Below are 14,963 nucleotides of genomic sequence, written 5' to 3'. Positions count from 1 at the left end.
GTGACCGGGGGCAGTGTGATGATCGTCCGCGTAACGAGCCGGATCCGCCCGAAGGGACGTCATGTCTGCCTACGCGATAGCTCACCTGCAGGAAGCCGCTCCGCACCCCGAGATCGCCGAGTACATCGAGCGCATCACGGCGACCTTCGCGCCGTACGGCGGGCGTTTCCTGGTGCACGGCGCGCAGCACGAGGTGAAGGAGGGCTCGTGGCCCGGGCACGTCGTGGTGATCGGTTTCCCGTCGATGCGGGAGGCACGGGCCTGGTGGGAGTCGGCCGCCTACCGGGAGATCGCGCCGCTGCGCTCACGGCACATCGCGGGGGACATCATCCTGGTGCCGGGTGTCGGGGAGGACTACGACGCGGCGGCGACCGCGCAGGCGATGAGGGCGGCGCTTGAGGGCTGACGGGCCACGTCCGACCCGCGGCCGCGTCGGGCCGCGGTGTGCGTCCTGGGGGCACCGGCGAGGCTCCCGTGGCGCCCGGGGGGTTCGAGGGGCGTGGTCATTCGGTGGTGCCGGACTGCGGCTCGGCGTCGCCGGACCGGTCCGTGTCGGGCGCGGTGTAGTACACGGAGCTGCCCTGCTTGGTCCGCTGGGCCAGGCCCTTGGCCACGAGACCTTCGACCGTCGTGCGTACGACGGTGTTCTTGACGGGGCGGTCGGGGTGCTCCTGGCTGAGGGCGGCGGCGATCTCGGAGGTGGAGCGGGGCTCGCGCTGTTCGGCGAGGTGGCCGCGGACCAGGTCGACCAGCGTGGGCCGAGCCGGTGGCTCGGCCGCGGGGCGGGCCTTCTTGGCGGAGGCGCGGGTCGCGGTGCGGCGGCGGGAGGAGGTGCCGGCCTTCCTGGACCGGGGCTTGGTGCGCGGGGAGGCGGCCGGCTCGGCGGCGGGCTCCACGGCCGGTTCGGCCGCCGGTTCGGCGGGCGCGGGAGTGATGCCGAGAACCTGCTGCATGTTCAGCAGCACGCTGTGGTCGTGTTGCAGCGCGGCCAGCTGCGCCTGCAACTCGGCGATCTCGGCGCCGATGCGGTCCTGCTCCTTGACGTTGCGTTCGAGGTCGCCGCTGACTTGTGCGGCGTACTGGGAGGTGAGTTCGCTGGAGGCGGAGGGCTGGGACATGGAGTTGACCTTTCTCGACGCCACGGCCGACCGGTCGGGCGAGAGACCGCGGCGGGCCGGGCAGCGGGCTCGCGGACACGGCGGACGCCGTGGACCGCACCCATCATGCCGAACGAGTGCGGCGTAGAGATACTACGGACGCCCGACGCCGCCTGTTCCGTGCGGAAGCCGTGTTTTTCGTCGGCCCGCGCGCGGGTGCGGGTCCTGCGCGCACCGCCGGTCCGGTACGCGTGGGGACGCAGCGGTGGCGGACGCCGTTCGCGGCGTACGGTTCTACTGGCTGTGGCCTTCGCGTTGGTAACCCCCGTCATGGCGTCGCGCCTCCTCCAGGGTCACCTGTCGCGGAAGCTTCGTCATCCGCGGTGCGACCGGGTGGGAGAGCGGCCGGGACACCCCCTCGAAGCGGCTGGGGAAGGGGTACTTCCGCTCCAGGAAGCGGTGGATGGCGGAGCGGGCCGCCGCCCGCGACTCCGCGGCCGTGTCCACGTCGTTGAGACAGAAGAAGTCGATGTCCTCGCCGGCGGCGAGGCGGGCCAGGCGGCGCCCCATGTCCGGCGTGCCCAACTGGACGTAGCGGAAGCGGTAGTGGGCCGGGACGGCCCGTCCCGTCGCGATCGCCCAGTGGTGGTGGAGTGTGGACGCCGGGGCGACGTCGGAGACGGAGCGGAAGCGCGAGAACGCGGTGTGCTCCAGCTCCTCGATTCCGAGGTCCTCCATCTCCCGCATGACGGCGAGCAGTTGTGGGTGGGGAGTGTGCAGCGACTTGTGGGTGGCGTATCGGCCGTGGAAGCGCCTGATCACCTCGCGGGCGTTCTTGCCGGCGGAGTTGGGCGCCGGTTCCAGCGGGTGCGGGGAGCCCACGCCGAGCTTGAGCGGCGACAGCGGGATGCGGGCGATGCCGTTGCCGTGGAAGAAGTGCTCCGCCCGCACCGGGCGGTTGATGAAGACGTCGTCGTTGAAGTACAGGTAGCGGTCCGACAGGCCCGGTATGCGGTGCAGGCTGCTCTCTATCGCGTGCGAGTTGAAGACGGGGAGGGCCTGCGCCGGGAGGATGTCGTGGTGGTCGACGACCGTCAGGCCCTCCGCCTCCGGGTTCAGCCAGTCGGGGATCTGGGAGTCGGTCACGAGATAGACGTGCCGGACGAACCCGGCGTACATGTCCAGCGACCGCAGCGCGTACCTGAGTTCGTCATGGCTGGTGTAGCGGGACGCCCCGGTCTCGCGCGGTGCGATGACGTCGCCGGAGAGCCGCTGGTAGGCGTGGCGCTTCGCGGACAGCGCGGGGTCGTCCCCGTCGACCCAGGTGTAGACGGCGTCGACGGGGAAGCGGACCTCGTCGACGCCCGTCCCGGCGAAGGCCGCGAACGTCGGCAGCCTGCGGTGCGGACCCGCCACGGTGGCGGGTGTCTGCGCCGACGCGGGCAGGACCTCCGAGACGGCGTTGCGGCGCGGGGCGACGAGCGCCGGGCCGTAGGCGTCCCCCAACTGGGCCCCCGGCACGGTGAGCCAGGAGGGGTCGGAGCCCGCGGCGGTGCCCAGGTCCCGGCCGCGGCGCCAGAACTCGATGTCGCAGCCCGCCTCCAGGCCGCTGAGCACCTGCCCCTGGGGGCCGAGGCGCAGCACGCCGGTGCGGAGCACGGTCGCCCGCTCCAGAGCCCGGGGCACCTTGCCGTCGGCCCACAGCGCCGCGGACGTCACGGTTCCGTGCGGGCCGACAGCGCCGACGTACTGCGCGGTGTGCGCGAAGCACTGTGCCGCGCGGGCGAGGACCGCCTCGCGGTGGGCCGCCTCGACGCCGACCACCGGCCGGGACGCGCCGCCGTCGTGGTCGGAGGGGACCAGGAAGTAGGGGACGCCGATCGACTCCAGCAGGGTGCACACCCGTTCGAGGTCGGCCTCGGCGGCGTCCGCGGCCGTGTAGGCGGCGACCACGGGCCCGTGGAGCCGTATGGGCCCGAGGGTGATCCGGCGCAGCTTCGGGACGGTGGAGCGCAGGCGGCGCCGGGCCCCCGCCGTGCGCAGCGTCCACAGCCGGGACGAGAGCCCGAGCCGGAGGCGCACCAGGAGCTCCCTGACGAATCGCAGGGCCGGGGGCGCGGGGTGGTGGTGGCGGATGTCCATGTCCGCGGCCCCGTCAGTTCCGCTTCTCGAAGGGGCTGGGGAAGGGGAAGTAGTGTTCGAGGAACTCGCCCATGCGGAGGCCGACTTGTTCGCGTTCCTCGGGCGGCACGTCGACGTCGTTGAGGCAGAAGAAGTCGAAGCGGCGGTTGCGGCGCAGATCGTCCAGGCGTGCCTCGGCGTCCGGGCGGCTGATGTTGACGTAGCGGAAACTGAAGGTGCCCGGTACGCCGCGGCCGGTCATCAGTGCGTACTGGTAGAGCAGCGGCGCCGTCATGGCGACGTCCTGGGGGGAGCGGAAACGGGAGGCCGTGGTGCGCCGGACGTCCTCGGCGAACAGTTCCTCCAGCGCCCGCAGGGTCTCGCGCTGCTGCGGCAGCGGGGTGTGCATGAAGTTGTTCGTCGTCATCCGCCCGAACTTCTCCATCAGCAGCCGCCGGACGTTCTTGCTGGCGGAGTTGGTGGCGGTCTCCTCGGCGTGCGGTTTGCCGACGCCGATCTTGAGGGGGGAGACCGGGATCTTCATGAGCCCGCTGCCGTGGAAGAAGTGCTCCGCGGTGACCCGGCGGCCGACGAACACGTCGTCGTTGAAGTACAGGTAGTGCTCGGAGAGGCCCTCGATGTGGTGCAGGCGCGTCTCGATGGCGTGGGAGTTGAACACCGGCAGCACGTCCGGCGGGAAGATGTCGCGGTGGTCGACGACGGTGACGCCCGCGGCCCGGTCGTCGAGCCAGTGCGGTTTCTGGCCGTCGGTGACGATGTAGACGTGGCGCACGAAGTCGGCGTACATCGCGAGCGAGCGCAGCGAGTACTTCAGCTCGTCGTGGCTGGTGTAGCGGGAGGCGTTGGTCTCCTTGGCCAGGATCTCGGCCGTGCCCCGGCCCTGGTACCGGGCCCGCTTCGCGCGCATCTGCGGTTCCTCGCCGTCGACCCAGGTGTAGACGACGTCGACGGGGAAGGTCACGTCGTTCACGGTGGGCCGGGTGAACGGCAGGAAACTCGGCAGCTCCCGGTCGCCGACCTGCACGGTGGCCGGTCTCTGCTCGGATGCCGGCAGCACGTCGGTGACCGGGTTGCCGCGCGGCGCGACCAGGGACTCGGCGAATACGTCCTCGGACGCCTGCGGCTGGATCCTGGCCAGCCGGCGGGGGCCCTCGTCGGAGGCGAGGAGCTGCGCGCCGTCCTCCCAGAACTCGACGTCGCAGGCGAGTTCCGGCCCCGCGAGCAGCTGGCCCCCGGGCCCGAGGTGGTTCTCACCGATCCGCAGGGTGGGGGCGGTGCGCAGCGGCGTCGGCAGTACGCCGTCCATGAACAGCGCGGGGTGGCGCAGCTGGCCCCCGGGCAGCGGTCTGCCGATGAACACCGCCTTGCCCGCGTTCTGCGTCTCGAGCGCGGCGAGGAACCGCTCCCGGTCGACGGCGTTCACCCCGACGGTGTAGCGGGTGCGCGCGGCCGGCAGCAGGAAGTAGGGGATGCCTTCCTGCTCCAGGGCGGCCACGACCAGACCGAGGTTGCAGGCGGCCGCCTCGGCGGCGGTGAAGGCGGTCACGACCCGTCCGTAGAGCTGCTGGCCGCGCACGGCCACGGGGCGCAGCACCGGGTCGGTGACCGCGGCCTGCCGGCGCCGCCGCATGGTGCGCAGCTGCCACACCCGCTCGGCGGCCTTCCGTTCGACCCGGGGCCGCATCCGTCGGGCAAAAGAGCGCACGGTCACGTTCTGAGCTCCTCTTCACCAACCTCTACACGCACTTGCGTTAACGAGACCCACGCGTGTGGCGAAAGGTTGTACGAGATATCTCCGAAAGTTAACGCGGCTCACATCGGATTCTTTACTTGCCATGGTAGGCAGCCGTCACCACCAGCTTCCCCGTGGCTTCGTCGTTCTCCATGCACCGGTGGGCCGCGGCGATCTCCTCCAGGCCGAACACCCGGTCCACGTTCGGCCGGTGCACGCCCGCCTCGACCTGCCGCACGATCCGCTGCAGCACGGCCGCTCCCGCGCCGCCCTTGCAGTCGTCGCTGTGGAAGGCCGTGAGCCTGGTGCCGGAGGGGATCATCGCGATCGGCTCGAAGTCCGGTATCACCCACCCACTGAGCGAGCCGGACACACACACCGTCCCGCCGCGACGGACCAGGCGCAGCGAGTCCGCCGCGGTGCGCGCGCCGACCAGGTCCAGGACATGGTCGGGACCCTCGGGCCAGATCTCGTGCAGGCGGGCCCCTAGCGGCCCGCCGTCGTCGACGAGCACGTGCTCGACGCCGGCCGCGGCCAGCGCGGCCGCCTTGTCCGCCCGGCGCGTCGTGGCCGCGGTCGTGAGGCCGTAGCCGCCCGCGATGGTTGCGGCCGCCATCCCGACCGAGGACGTCCCGCCCCGGATCAGCAGCCGCCCCTGGCCGCCCGGCACGATCCCCAGCGCGTCCAGCGAGCCCTGCGCGGTCAGGTGGCTCTCGGGCAGTGCGGCCAGCACGGGCCACGGCAGCGTGGTGGTGAGCGGCATCAGCAGCGGGTTGGGCAGCAACGCGTACTCGGCGTAGCCGCCGTCGAACTCCCGGCCCATCCCGCCCATCACCGCCGCCACGGTCGTCCCCTCCGGCAGCAGCGGGTCGGTGGAGGCGGCCACGGTTCCCACGCACTCGATCCCGAGCACACGCGGGAACCGCACGCCGGGGGAGTGCCCTTGCCGGGTCCGCAGCTCCGAGCGGTTCAGGCCCGCGGCCATCACCCGCACCAGGCTCCAGCCCTCCCGGACCGCGGGCACGGGCCGCTCATGGATCTCCAGCACCTCCGGGCCGCCCGCCCCGACACAGACCGCCGCGCGCATCGTCGTCGTCATGCGTTCACTGTCACCGGCGCGCGGCGTGGCCTGCCACCGCTACGATGCCACGTCATGCCCCTTGGCCGCCAACTTCCCGAATCCGGTGGGACGTCACGGATCTGGCCGTCAGGCGGTGCGCATCAGTGGCCCTCGGGCGGAACGAGCCCGGTGCACTCGCATCCGCGCGGTCACCTGGTGTACGCGGCGCGGGGCGTGCTGTCCCTCCACACGGACCGCAAGACATCGATCGTTCCCACCAACCGGGTCGGGTGGATCCCGGCCGGCTTCACGCACCACCACCGCGCGCACGGCGGCACCGACATGCGGATCCTCTTCCTGCCCGCCTCCCTGGCCCGGTCGGTGCCGGCTCGTCCCGCCGTGTTCACGGCCTCCGACCTCGTCCGCGAACTGCTGCTCACCCTCACCGGCCCGCGCTACCACGACGGCGCCGGGCGCGGCCCCGGCCGCGCGGCGCACGCGCGCCTGCGCCGCGTCCTCGTCGACGAACTCCACGAAGCGCGGGAGCAGCCCCTGCACCTGCCGGAGCCCCGTGACGACCGCCTGCGGGCCGTCGCGCGCAGGCTGCGCGCCCACCCCTCGGACAACTCCTCACTCGCCGAACTCGGCCGGGCGGCCGGAGCCGGCGCCCGCACCCTCAGCCGCCTCTTCCACGACGAACTCGGCATGACCTTCTACCAGTGGCGCACGCAACTCCGCGTCTACCACGCGCTGGTCCTCCTCGCCGACGGCCACGACACGACCCGCGTGGCCCACGCCTGCGGATGGGCGAACCCCAGCGGCTTCATCGCGGCCTTCACCCGGATCGTCGGCACCACACCCGGCCGCTACCGCAACGGCCCCGGGCACGAGCGATGAGTTCCGGCGGCGGGCGGAGTCCACCCCTGGCCGACCGCACTCCGTCCACGAGTCTCTGTGAGGGACCATGACCGACCACGCCCTGCCGCCCGTCGTCGACGCCGAGACCTGGGAGCGCCGCCTCCGGGCGCTGCGAGCCCGGGAGAAGGCCGCGACGCGGGAGCTCGACGCCATCGCCGCCGAGCGCCGCCGCCTGCCGATGGTGAAGATGCCCGATTACGTCCTCGAGGGCGAGGAGGGCCCCGTCCGGCTGGCGGACGTCTTCGCAGGCGCCTCGCAGCTGATCGTCTACCACCACATGTGGTTCCCGGGCGAGGAATGGCAGTGCCCGGGCTGCACCGGGTTCACCTCGCAGTACACCCGCCTGGAGTTCCTGGAGAACTACGACGCCCGGTTCGTCGTCGTCACCCAGGGCCCGATCGGGGAGGCGCTCGCCTACCGGCGGCGCGTCGGGAACAGGATGACCTGGTACTCGACCGCCGGCAGCTCCTTCGGCGCCGACGTCGGCGCACCGCCCGGCGGCGGGTTCGCGGTCAACGTGTTCCTGCGCGACGGCGAGACGGTCCACCGCACCTGGCACACCGACGGCCGGGGCACCGAGCAGCTCGGCCACTCCTTCGCCCTCATCGACCTCCTGCCGTACGGCCGCCAGGAGGAATGGCAGGACTCACCCGAGGGCTGGCCCCAGTCGCCCACGTACAGCCGGTGGGCGACGTCCCGGGACCTCGCCGCGCTCTACGGCCCCGGGGGTGGTGAGTGAGCCGGCGGCCGGTGCCCGGGATCAGCCTGCGGCGAAGGGCGTGAAGTGCGCGGGCGGATGGTCGATGGGCAGGTCCGGACGCCAGTGGGCGAGGATCTGGGCGCTGCACTCGAAGAGGTCCCGCCGGGGAAGCCGCTCCAGCGGCCACCACTCCCATCCGCCCACGCTCTCCTCCGGCCGCGTGACGGGCTGCCCCTCGCAGGAGCGGACGACGGCACCGACGGTGATCCGGACGACGTCACCGACGTGATCGACGAGCGTCCCCAGGAGCGTGACGTCCTCGGTCCGGGCCACCAGAGCGGTCTCCTCGGCGAGTTCCCGCACGACGGTCTCCTCGAAGGAGGCGTCGTACGGCTCCACGGTGCCGCCCGGCAGCTCCAGCGTCCCGAGCCGGTGCCGGCCCAGCAGCAGGCGCTCCTGCCGGACCACGATCACCCCGACACCGACCGCCGCCTGCGGTGCCGGCGGGCGGGTGGTGCGGGGCCGGCTCGTGATGCGGCCGCCTTCGGCGTCGAGTGGGTGTGTGTGCAACGCGCTGCCCTTTCGTAGGGTGTCGAGTCCGTACGGTCCCGCATCCGTATCCCCTTGCGGGATGGAGCCCGCGTTCCAGTGTGGAGGGCGTGTGCGGGAGTGGCTGGAGGGGGCTGAGAGACTGGGTGGCATGGACATCGTTCGCAGGAACAGCGTCACCGTCACGGGCGGGCAGGGGCCGGCCGCGGGCCTGGCGCCGGAGCGGATCGGCGCGATCCACGCCCTCACCGGCCTGCTGGACACCTTCGGCGATGGCCTCGACGACGATACGGCCCTGCTCGCCCTCGGAGTACCTGCTCCCGACACCCACACGGAAACCGGATGATGAGCCCACTGAAGATCACCACCCGAGACGCCGCGACCGGTCCCGTTCTGGAGATCTACGGCGAGCTCGACTACACGAGCGCCACCGAACTGCGCGAAACGGTCGCCGCGACCGAACTGCGGCCCGGCCAGCGCCTCGTCCTCGACCTGGCCGGCCTGACCTTCTGCGACTCCAGCGGCATCACCGCCTTCATCGCGGCCCGGCACCACGCCCACACCGCCGATGCGGAGATCGCGCTCGCCGCCGTCCCCGCCAACACGCTGCGCGTGCTGAGCATGGTGGGCCTGGACCAGCTCTTCCCGCTGCACCCCGACAGCGAGGTCGCCACCCGCTCCTGAGGCCGCCGTCCGTCTCTGGGACCGCGGGCCGACGGCACACCGCGGCGGGCCCCCGGCGGGCCGTTCAGTCGTCGACCGGAGCGGCCGTCTCGACGTCGATCACACCGTCGTTCTCGAAGAGCTCCGCGGTCAGGGCGGCGGAGTCGCCGGTGCCCTCCAGTTCGAGCAGTACGCGGGCGGCCGAGTCGGTCCGGCCGGGCAGGCGGTCGACCTTGACCTGGAGGATGCGGAAGCCGCGCCGGGTGCACGTCTCCATCAGCTGCGGCAGCAGCGCCGTGCCGGTGCGGTAGGTCATGCGCAGTTCGAAGGCCGAGGCGGACGAGCCGGGGACCAGGCGCTCGGTGAACAGGGGAAACCCGCGTACGACGACGAAGTGCAGCGCCGTGACCGCGCCCGCCAGGACGGGCAGACCACCGCCGCAGGCCATGCCGACCGCGCAGGTCAGCCAGATCGTCGCGGCCGTCGTCAGACCGCGTACCGCGTCTCGGCGTACGAAGATCAGCCCCCCACCGATGAACCCGATGCCCGACACGATCTGGGCGGCCACCCGGGACGGGTCGAAGGAGACGTTGTCCAGGCCGAGCACGTTGGTGAAGCCGTGCTGCGACACCTCCATCATCAGCGCGCTCGCGATGCCCACGAGGGTGTGGGTGCGCAGGCCCGCGCTCTTCTGCTGGGCCGCCCGCTCCCAGCCGATCAGGCTCGACAGCAGCAGTGCGAGACCCAGTTCGGACAGCTGCCGCAGACCCTGTCCGTTGCCCACGTCCCACAGGGGGACCGCCAGTCCGGTCACCTGCACCTCCCGTACCACCAGGACGACTACCCCGGCGGCGGCACCCCAGTGGGGAAAGGGCGGCTCATCCTTGCCGCAGACACTGCGTCCTTGCCACAGACGCGTCCTTGCCGCAGACGCGACGGCAGACACCCGACCGGCCCCGGTTCCGGCGGTGGCCGCTTCCTCCGGGTGCCGGTGCCGCGCCCGGCGGGCAGCGGAACGGTGGCGCGACGCGTAGCGCAACGGCGGCGCGACGCGTGCGCCGGCCCTCGCCGGCCCCCGCGCTCGGGGCCGCCCCTCGTCCGGCCGCGTCCCGCCCGCCGCCGGAGAGGCACCCGCCGGGACGGCCGTGGGTGTGCCGCTCACGGCCTCGCCGCGGCGGGGGACCGTGTCACCGCCGGCGTTCGTCCTTGATCCGGCGGAGTTTGCCGAGGGAGCGCTCCAGGGTCTCGGGCTCCACGATGGCGACCTCCACGCTCACGCCGACGCCGTCCTTGACGCCCTTGGCGATCGCCTCGGCCGCCGTCGCGCGCTGCTCCGGACCGGCGCCGGTCTCCGCCTCGACGCGCACGGTCATATGGTCCATCCGGCCGCGGGTGCTGAGCTGGATCTGGAAGTGCGGGGCGACACCGGGCGTGCGCAGCACGACCTCCTCGATCTGTGTCGGGAAGAGGTTGACACCACGCAGGATGATCATGTCGTCGCAGCGTCCGGTGATCTTCTCGATGCGGCGGAAGCCGCCCCGGGCCGTGCCGGGCAGCAGCCGGGTCAGGTCCCTCGTGCGGTAACGGATGACGGGCAGCGCCTCCTTGGTGAGCGAGGTGAAGACGAGTTCACCGCTCTCGCCGTCGGCGAGGACCTCGTCCGTGATCGGGTCGACGACCTCGGGCAGGAAGTGGTCCTCCCACACGTGCAGGCCGTCCTTGGTCTCCACGCACTCCTGGGCGACGCCGGGACCCATCACCTCGGACAGGCCGTAGATGTCGACCGCGTGGATGTCCATGCGCTCCTCGATCTCGCGGCGCATCTCCTCCGTCCACGGCTCGGCGCCGAAGATGCCCACCTTCAGGGAGGTCGTGCGCGGATCGACGCCCTGCCGCTCGAACTCGTCGAGCAGGGTGAGCATGTAGGACGGCGTCACCATGATGATGTCGGGCTCGAAGTCCCGGATGATCTGCACCTGGCGCGCCGTCATGCCGCCCGAGGCGGGGATCACCGTGCAGCCGGCCCGCTCGGCGCCGTAGTGGGCGCCGAGACCGCCGGTGAACAGGCCGTAGCCGTAGCTGATGTGGACCTTGTGGCCCGGGCGTCCGCCGGCGGCGCGAATGGAGCGGGCGACGAGGTCCGCCCAGGTCGACAGGTCGTTCTCGGTGTATCCGACCACGGTGGGGCGCCCGGTGGTCCCGCTGGAGGCGTGGATACGGCGCACCTCGGACATGGGGACGGCGAACATCCCGAACGGGTAGGTCTCGCGCAGGTCCGCCTTGGTGGTGAAGGGGAAGCGCGCCAGGTCCTCCAGCGTCCGGCAGTCCTCGGGCCGCACGCCGGCCCGGTCGAACTTCCGGCGGTACGGCTCGACGTTGTCGTAGGCGTACTGAAGCGTCTGCCGCAGGCGCTTGAGCTGGAGGTCTCTCACCTCCTGCCGCGGCATCCGCTCGGCGGCGTCCAGCAGATCCGCAGGCAGGGGCTCACCGCGGCGGGCCGGACCGGCCGCCGACGTCTTCGTCTCGCTGATCAATTCGGCTCCTCGGGTGGCGTGTTGCGGACGCTGCGGCTGCGGCCGCGGAAGACCGCGATCACCGCCTCACCGCGCCTCACGATCACGTCGTAGATGCCGCTGCGGCCGAAGCGGGTGACTTCCCCGGCGGTGGCCGTGAGGACGTCGCCCTCGTACGCCGGGGCGACGAAGGTGACGTCCGCCCCGGAGGCGACGGTGACGGGGCCGTGGCTGTTGCACGCGCAGGCGAAGGCGGAGTCGGCGAGCAGGAAGACGTATCCGCCGTGGGCGATCCCGTGGCCGTTGACCATGGACGCCGTCACCGTCATGCGCAGCACGGCGGTCCCCTCGCCCTGCTCGAGCAGTTCGACGCCGAGCCGTCGCGAGGCCTCGTCCGCGGCGAACATGCGCTCCACGGGCGCCGGAGCCGATCGCGTGGCTTCCGTCATGGTTCACACCACCTTGTTTACCGACCGAACATTCGGTTAGCGTGCGGCACGGTCAAGTAATCAAGCCGCCCCGTCGCCTGTCAAGAGGTGAGCCCATGCCGAACGGAGCCCCCGAGGTGCCCGACTTCCGCACCCGCCATCGTGACCTGCTGGAACGGGCCGTGACCACGCCCCGGGAGCACCGGACGCCGTATCCGGAGTCGCCCGGCAGGACGGTGTACGGCGAGGACGCCGCCGGGTCCGGTGAGGCGACGTTCCGCGAGCAGGCCGGCCGCTTGGCCGTGCCGCAGTTCCGGCGCCCCGTTTCCGCCCCCGCCGAGGAGTCCGCCTGATGCCCGAGGACGTCTATCTGATCGACGGCGCCCGCACCCCGCAGGGCCGCTACGGCGGCGCCCTGGCCTCGGTGCGACCGGACGACCTCGCGGCCCTCGTCGTCGGCGAGGCCGTGCGCCGCGCCGGCGTCCCGGCCGAGGCCGTGGACGAGGTGATCCTGGGCGCCGCGAACCAGGCGGGCGAGGACAACCGGGACGTGGCCCGCATGGCCGTGCTGCTGGCCGGCCTGCCGCACACGGTGCCCGGTTACACGGTCAACCGGCTGTGCGCCTCCGGGCTGACCGCCGTCGCCTCGGCCGCCCACACGATCCGCTCAGGCGAGGCCGACCTGGTCGTCGCGGGCGGCGTGGAGTCCATGACCCGCGCCCCGTGGGTGATGGAGAAGCCCGGCACCCCGTGGGCCAAGCCGAAAGAGGTGTACGACACCTCGCTCGGCTGGCGCTTCACCAACCCCCGCTTCGCGTCCGCCGACCGTGCCGTGCCCGAGGGTGCCGGACCCGGGACGGTCAAGCTCACGCTGTCGATGGGGGAGACGGCCGAGGAGGTCGCCGCCCTGGACGGCATCACCCGCGCCGACTCCGACGCCTTCGCGCTGCGCAGCCATCGGCGGGCGGTCGCCGCCCAGGAGGCGGGCCGCTTCGACCGCGAGATCACGGCGGTCCCGGTACGCGACGGCGACGTCACCCGGGACGAGGGCCCGCGCCCCTCCACCACGCTGGAGAAGCTCGGCACCCTGCGCACCATCTTCCGCGAGGACGGCATCGTCACCGCCGGTTCCTCCTCGCCCCTCTCCGACGGCGCCGCGGCGCTGGTCGTGGCGAGCGGGTCGGCGGTCGAACGGTACGGGCTCACCCCGCGGGCCCGGATCGTCACCTCCGCCTCGGCCGGCGTCCAGCCACACCTGATGGGCCTCGGACCGGTGCCCGCCACCGAGAAGGCCCTCGCCCGGGCCGGATGGCAGACGGCCGACCTGGACGCGGTGGAGCTCAACGAGGCCTTCGCCGCACAGGCCCTGGCCGTGATCCGCCGCCTGAAGCTGGACGACTCTGGTGCGTAATTCGGTTGTCAGCCTGCGAGTTGGTAGTTGAGCTGGGTGAGGCGGCTGCTGCGGGTGCGGTCGAGCGGGTGCCCGCTCCAGTAGGCGTCGAGCCGGACGATGTTGATCGCGGTGGCGGAGAAGGCGTGCTGGAGGCGGACCTTGGGCAGGCCGCGGTAGCGGGCGCGGCGGATCCCGGTGACATCAAGGGCCTGATTGATCGTGGCTTCCACCCCGGCCCGTAGCTTGTACCGCTCCTTGAAGTCGTCGCTCTTCTGTGCGGTGCGGGCTGTCTCGAGGGTCTCGTGCAGTTCGCGGGGGCGCAGGGTGAGCATGCGGACGCCGCGCCGGGAGGCGGTGCACTGCTGCTGGACCGGGCAGGCGTGGCAGCAGGCGCGGGAGAACTGGACGACGATGGCGTCCTTGCCATGCTGGGTGACCGGGAACCAGCCGTCGCTCGTCTGCCCGGTCGGGCAGCGGACCTGCCGCATGTTCCAGTCGACGGTGAAGGCGCTCTTGGCGAAGCCGGCCTTCGCCTTGGCCTGCGGCGAGTGATCGAGCAGGGCGGGAGTGACCATGGTGATGCCCTGCCCGGCGGCCTCGTGGATCAGGTCGGCGGAGGGGTAGCCGGAGTCCAGGTAGTGCTCGCCGGGCTTGACCCGGCGGTCTGCCAGCCGTTTCTGGATGGGGGCGGTGGCCTTCACGTCCGGCACCGCGGCGTGCGTGGTCATCACATCCGTGATCAGGTTCGGCATCACTGCGTCCGCCGCCGTGTCCACGGCTTCGGCTTCGGCTGGAGCATGGCAGGTCTCCGTCAGGTGGACCTTGTACCCCAGCCAGAACAGGTCCTCGCCCTTGGCTGCCCAGCGGGCGTCCGCGTCGTAGGGGGAGGCCAGGCGGATACTGCCGGGCGGGACGCCGTCCGTCTCGGCCTCCCGCTTGCTGACCACCTCCTTCCCGCGACTGGTGGTGTGCACGTAGAACGTTTGCACCAGGACCTGCCGCAGCAGCGCCACCGCCTCGATCTCGCGGATCCACGGCGGGGCGTCATCCGCCCAGGCGGCCCGGCACAGGGCGAGCGCGTCCTGGCCGAAGACCAGCGCGAGCCGGTCGCGTTTGGTCTTGGACGAAGGCATCGTCCATCCGTTGACGCGTTCGCCGTAGCGGTGGGCGAACTCGGCCACGTTCACACTCCGGGCCAGCCAGGTGGGTGCGGCGACGGCCAGGGCTTCCAGGGCCGCGCGGACGCTCTCCCCGGCCAGCTCGGTGCGGTTCAGGTCGCGCACCGCGCTGATGACATGGGTTGCGTCGGTCCGCTGCTTGCCGCCGGCCGCGACCAGTCCGGCCTGGCGGCAGTGCTCCAGCAGCCGGTCGAAGACGGTGCGTTCCAGGCCGTGCTCGCTCAGGCGCGCGCGGAAGCGGGACAGCACGGTGTGGTCGAATCCGGTGTCGCCGAGCTCCATCCCGAGGCCGTATTTCCAGTCGATGGCGCGGACCGCCATCGCCGCGGCCTGCCGGTCGGTCAGGTTCTCGGCGAACTGCAGCACCGTCACCAGCGCCAAGGCCCCCGGCGAGGTCCCGGGTGCCCCGCGCACCCCGAACGCCTCCGCGAACGGCGCATCCGCGAAGACCTCAGCGAGCTGGTCCCGCACCCGTATCGCCAGGCTGCCGTGCGGGAACGCGGCGCGGGCCACCGCCGCGGTCTGCTCAGGAACCGGCGGCAACCCCTTGGACTGCATCGACATCTGCATCCTCCCCGACGGACGCACGG

At 72.2% G+C, this 14,963-nt stretch carries 15 protein-coding genes and 1 pseudogene; 7 read left to right on the top strand and 9 right to left on the bottom strand.

What is annotated here, in order from left to right; all coding sequences use genetic code 11:
• Positions 1–61: 61 nt before the first annotated feature.
• Complete coding sequence (locus tag ACJ9NR_RS01605; RefSeq protein WP_412490197.1) at positions 62–406, top strand: DUF1330 domain-containing protein; 345 nt, start codon at positions 62–64, stop codon at positions 404–406.
• Between the two features lie 97 nt (positions 407–503).
• Here ACJ9NR_RS01605 and ACJ9NR_RS01600 read toward each other — a convergent pair whose 3' ends face one another.
• From ACJ9NR_RS01600 to ACJ9NR_RS01585, 4 genes are all read right to left on the bottom strand, one after another.
• Positions 504–1,118 (bottom strand): hypothetical protein, encoded by a 615-nt coding sequence (locus tag ACJ9NR_RS01600; RefSeq protein ID WP_412490198.1) that lies wholly within the window; start codon positions 1,116–1,118, stop codon positions 504–506.
• A 273-nt stretch (positions 1,119–1,391) separates the two neighbouring features.
• The gene (locus tag ACJ9NR_RS01595) at positions 1,392–3,239 is read right to left on the bottom strand and encodes a stealth family protein (protein ID WP_412490199.1); all 1,848 of its coding nucleotides are present in this window, start codon (positions 3,237–3,239) and stop codon (positions 1,392–1,394) included.
• 13 nt (positions 3,240–3,252) lie between these two features.
• A complete protein-coding gene (locus tag ACJ9NR_RS01590) occupies positions 3,253–4,950 on the bottom strand; it encodes a stealth family protein (RefSeq protein ID WP_412490200.1) in 1,698 nt (565 codons plus the stop codon).
• Positions 4,951–5,065: 115 nt separating this feature from the next.
• Positions 5,066–6,070 carry a zinc-binding dehydrogenase gene (locus ACJ9NR_RS01585; protein WP_412490201.1) on the bottom strand — a complete coding sequence of 335 codons (1,005 nt, stop codon included), beginning with the start codon at positions 6,068–6,070 and terminating at the stop codon, positions 5,066–5,068.
• Positions 6,071–6,220: 150 nt separating this feature from the next.
• Between ACJ9NR_RS01585 and ACJ9NR_RS01580 the strand changes: the two genes are divergently transcribed.
• Both ACJ9NR_RS01580 and ACJ9NR_RS01575 read left to right on the top strand, forming a co-directional pair.
• Positions 6,221–6,928, top strand: a complete 708-nt coding sequence (locus ACJ9NR_RS01580) for an AraC family transcriptional regulator (RefSeq protein WP_412490202.1) — start codon at positions 6,221–6,223, stop codon at positions 6,926–6,928.
• Positions 6,929–6,995: 67 nt separating this feature from the next.
• A complete protein-coding gene (locus ACJ9NR_RS01575; RefSeq protein WP_412490203.1) occupies positions 6,996–7,688 on the top strand; it encodes a DUF899 domain-containing protein in 693 nt (230 codons plus the stop codon).
• 21 nt (positions 7,689–7,709) lie between these two features.
• Here the strand turns inward: ACJ9NR_RS01575 and ACJ9NR_RS01570 are convergent, their stop codons facing one another.
• Positions 7,710–8,219: an NUDIX domain-containing protein gene (locus ACJ9NR_RS01570; RefSeq protein ID WP_412490204.1), complete on the bottom strand. Its 510-nt coding sequence runs from the start codon at positions 8,217–8,219 to the stop codon at positions 7,710–7,712.
• 130 nt (positions 8,220–8,349) lie between these two features.
• On the opposite strand from ACJ9NR_RS01570, the gene ACJ9NR_RS01565 reads away from it, so the two are divergent.
• Both ACJ9NR_RS01565 and ACJ9NR_RS01560 read left to right on the top strand, forming a co-directional pair.
• Complete coding sequence (locus ACJ9NR_RS01565) at positions 8,350–8,544, top strand: hypothetical protein (protein WP_412490205.1); 195 nt, start codon at positions 8,350–8,352, stop codon at positions 8,542–8,544.
• Positions 8,544–8,882 carry an STAS domain-containing protein gene (locus tag ACJ9NR_RS01560; protein ID WP_412490538.1) on the top strand — a complete coding sequence of 113 codons (339 nt, stop codon included), beginning with the start codon at positions 8,544–8,546 and terminating at the stop codon, positions 8,880–8,882. Before ACJ9NR_RS01565 ends, ACJ9NR_RS01560 begins: the two co-directional genes overlap by 1 nt.
• A gap of 64 nt (positions 8,883–8,946) precedes the next feature.
• Here the strand turns inward: ACJ9NR_RS01560 and ACJ9NR_RS01555 are convergent, their stop codons facing one another.
• The 3 genes from ACJ9NR_RS01555 to paaI form a co-directional block, all read right to left on the bottom strand.
• Entirely contained in the window at positions 8,947–9,675 is a 729-nt protein-coding gene (locus tag ACJ9NR_RS01555) for an MgtC/SapB family protein (protein ID WP_412490206.1), read from the bottom strand.
• Between the two features lie 373 nt (positions 9,676–10,048).
• Positions 10,049–11,395, bottom strand: coding sequence for a phenylacetate--CoA ligase PaaK (gene paaK, locus ACJ9NR_RS01550; RefSeq protein ID WP_412490207.1), 1,347 nt, complete (start codon positions 11,393–11,395; stop codon positions 10,049–10,051).
• The gene (paaI, locus tag ACJ9NR_RS01545; RefSeq protein ID WP_412490208.1) at positions 11,392–11,823 is read right to left on the bottom strand and encodes a hydroxyphenylacetyl-CoA thioesterase PaaI; all 432 of its coding nucleotides are present in this window, start codon (positions 11,821–11,823) and stop codon (positions 11,392–11,394) included. The genes paaK and paaI overlap by 4 nt, the downstream gene beginning before the upstream one ends.
• A 95-nt stretch (positions 11,824–11,918) precedes the next feature.
• Here paaI and ACJ9NR_RS01540 point away from each other — a divergent pair, with 95 nt between their 5' ends.
• Together ACJ9NR_RS01540 and ACJ9NR_RS01535 are read left to right on the top strand one after the other, a co-directional pair.
• Entirely contained in the window at positions 11,919–12,155 is a 237-nt protein-coding gene (locus ACJ9NR_RS01540) for a hypothetical protein (RefSeq protein ID WP_412490209.1), read from the top strand.
• Positions 12,155–13,204 (top strand): annotated as a pseudogene (locus ACJ9NR_RS01535) (thiolase family protein); the annotation flags it as partial. The gene ACJ9NR_RS01540 and the pseudogene ACJ9NR_RS01535, both read left to right, overlap by 1 nt.
• 17 nt (positions 13,205–13,221) lie before the next feature.
• On the opposite strand, the gene ACJ9NR_RS01530 reads toward ACJ9NR_RS01535, so the two are convergent.
• Positions 13,222–14,937, bottom strand: a complete 1,716-nt coding sequence (locus tag ACJ9NR_RS01530) for an IS1182 family transposase (protein ID WP_412492178.1) — start codon at positions 14,935–14,937, stop codon at positions 13,222–13,224.
• Positions 14,938–14,963: the final 26 nt, after the last annotated feature.

It is taken from the genome of Streptomyces sediminimaris (assembly GCF_047049295.1).
GTDB classification, from domain to species: Bacteria; Actinomycetota; Actinomycetes; order Streptomycetales; family Streptomycetaceae; genus Streptomyces; species Streptomyces sediminimaris.
Note: the sequence above shows the minus strand (reverse complement) of the source record. Positions and strands in the feature narration are given on the sequence as shown.

Excerpts from the sequence above, each read along its gene's own strand:
- ACJ9NR_RS01605 (WP_412490197.1), top strand. The coding sequence starts at position 62 with ATGTCTGCCTACGCGATAGCTCACCTGCAGGAAGCCGCTCCGCACCCC.
- ACJ9NR_RS01600 (WP_412490198.1), bottom strand. The coding sequence starts at position 1,118 with ATGTCCCAGCCCTCCGCCTCCAGCGAACTCACCTCCCAGTACGCCGCA.
- ACJ9NR_RS01595 (WP_412490199.1), bottom strand. The coding sequence starts at position 3,239 with ATGGACATCCGCCACCACCACCCCGCGCCCCCGGCCCTGCGATTCGTC.
- ACJ9NR_RS01585 (WP_412490201.1), bottom strand. The coding sequence starts at position 6,070 with ATGACGACGACGATGCGCGCGGCGGTCTGTGTCGGGGCGGGCGGCCCG.
- ACJ9NR_RS01575 (WP_412490203.1), top strand. The coding sequence starts at position 6,996 with ATGACCGACCACGCCCTGCCGCCCGTCGTCGACGCCGAGACCTGGGAG.
- ACJ9NR_RS01565 (WP_412490205.1), top strand. The coding sequence starts at position 8,350 with ATGGACATCGTTCGCAGGAACAGCGTCACCGTCACGGGCGGGCAGGGG.
- ACJ9NR_RS01560 (WP_412490538.1), top strand. The coding sequence starts at position 8,544 with ATGAGCCCACTGAAGATCACCACCCGAGACGCCGCGACCGGTCCCGTT.
- paaI (WP_412490208.1), bottom strand. The coding sequence starts at position 11,823 with ATGACGGAAGCCACGCGATCGGCTCCGGCGCCCGTGGAGCGCATGTTC.
- ACJ9NR_RS01540 (WP_412490209.1), top strand. The coding sequence starts at position 11,919 with ATGCCGAACGGAGCCCCCGAGGTGCCCGACTTCCGCACCCGCCATCGT.
- ACJ9NR_RS01530 (WP_412492178.1), bottom strand. The coding sequence starts at position 14,937 with ATGTCGATGCAGTCCAAGGGGTTGCCGCCGGTTCCTGAGCAGACCGCG.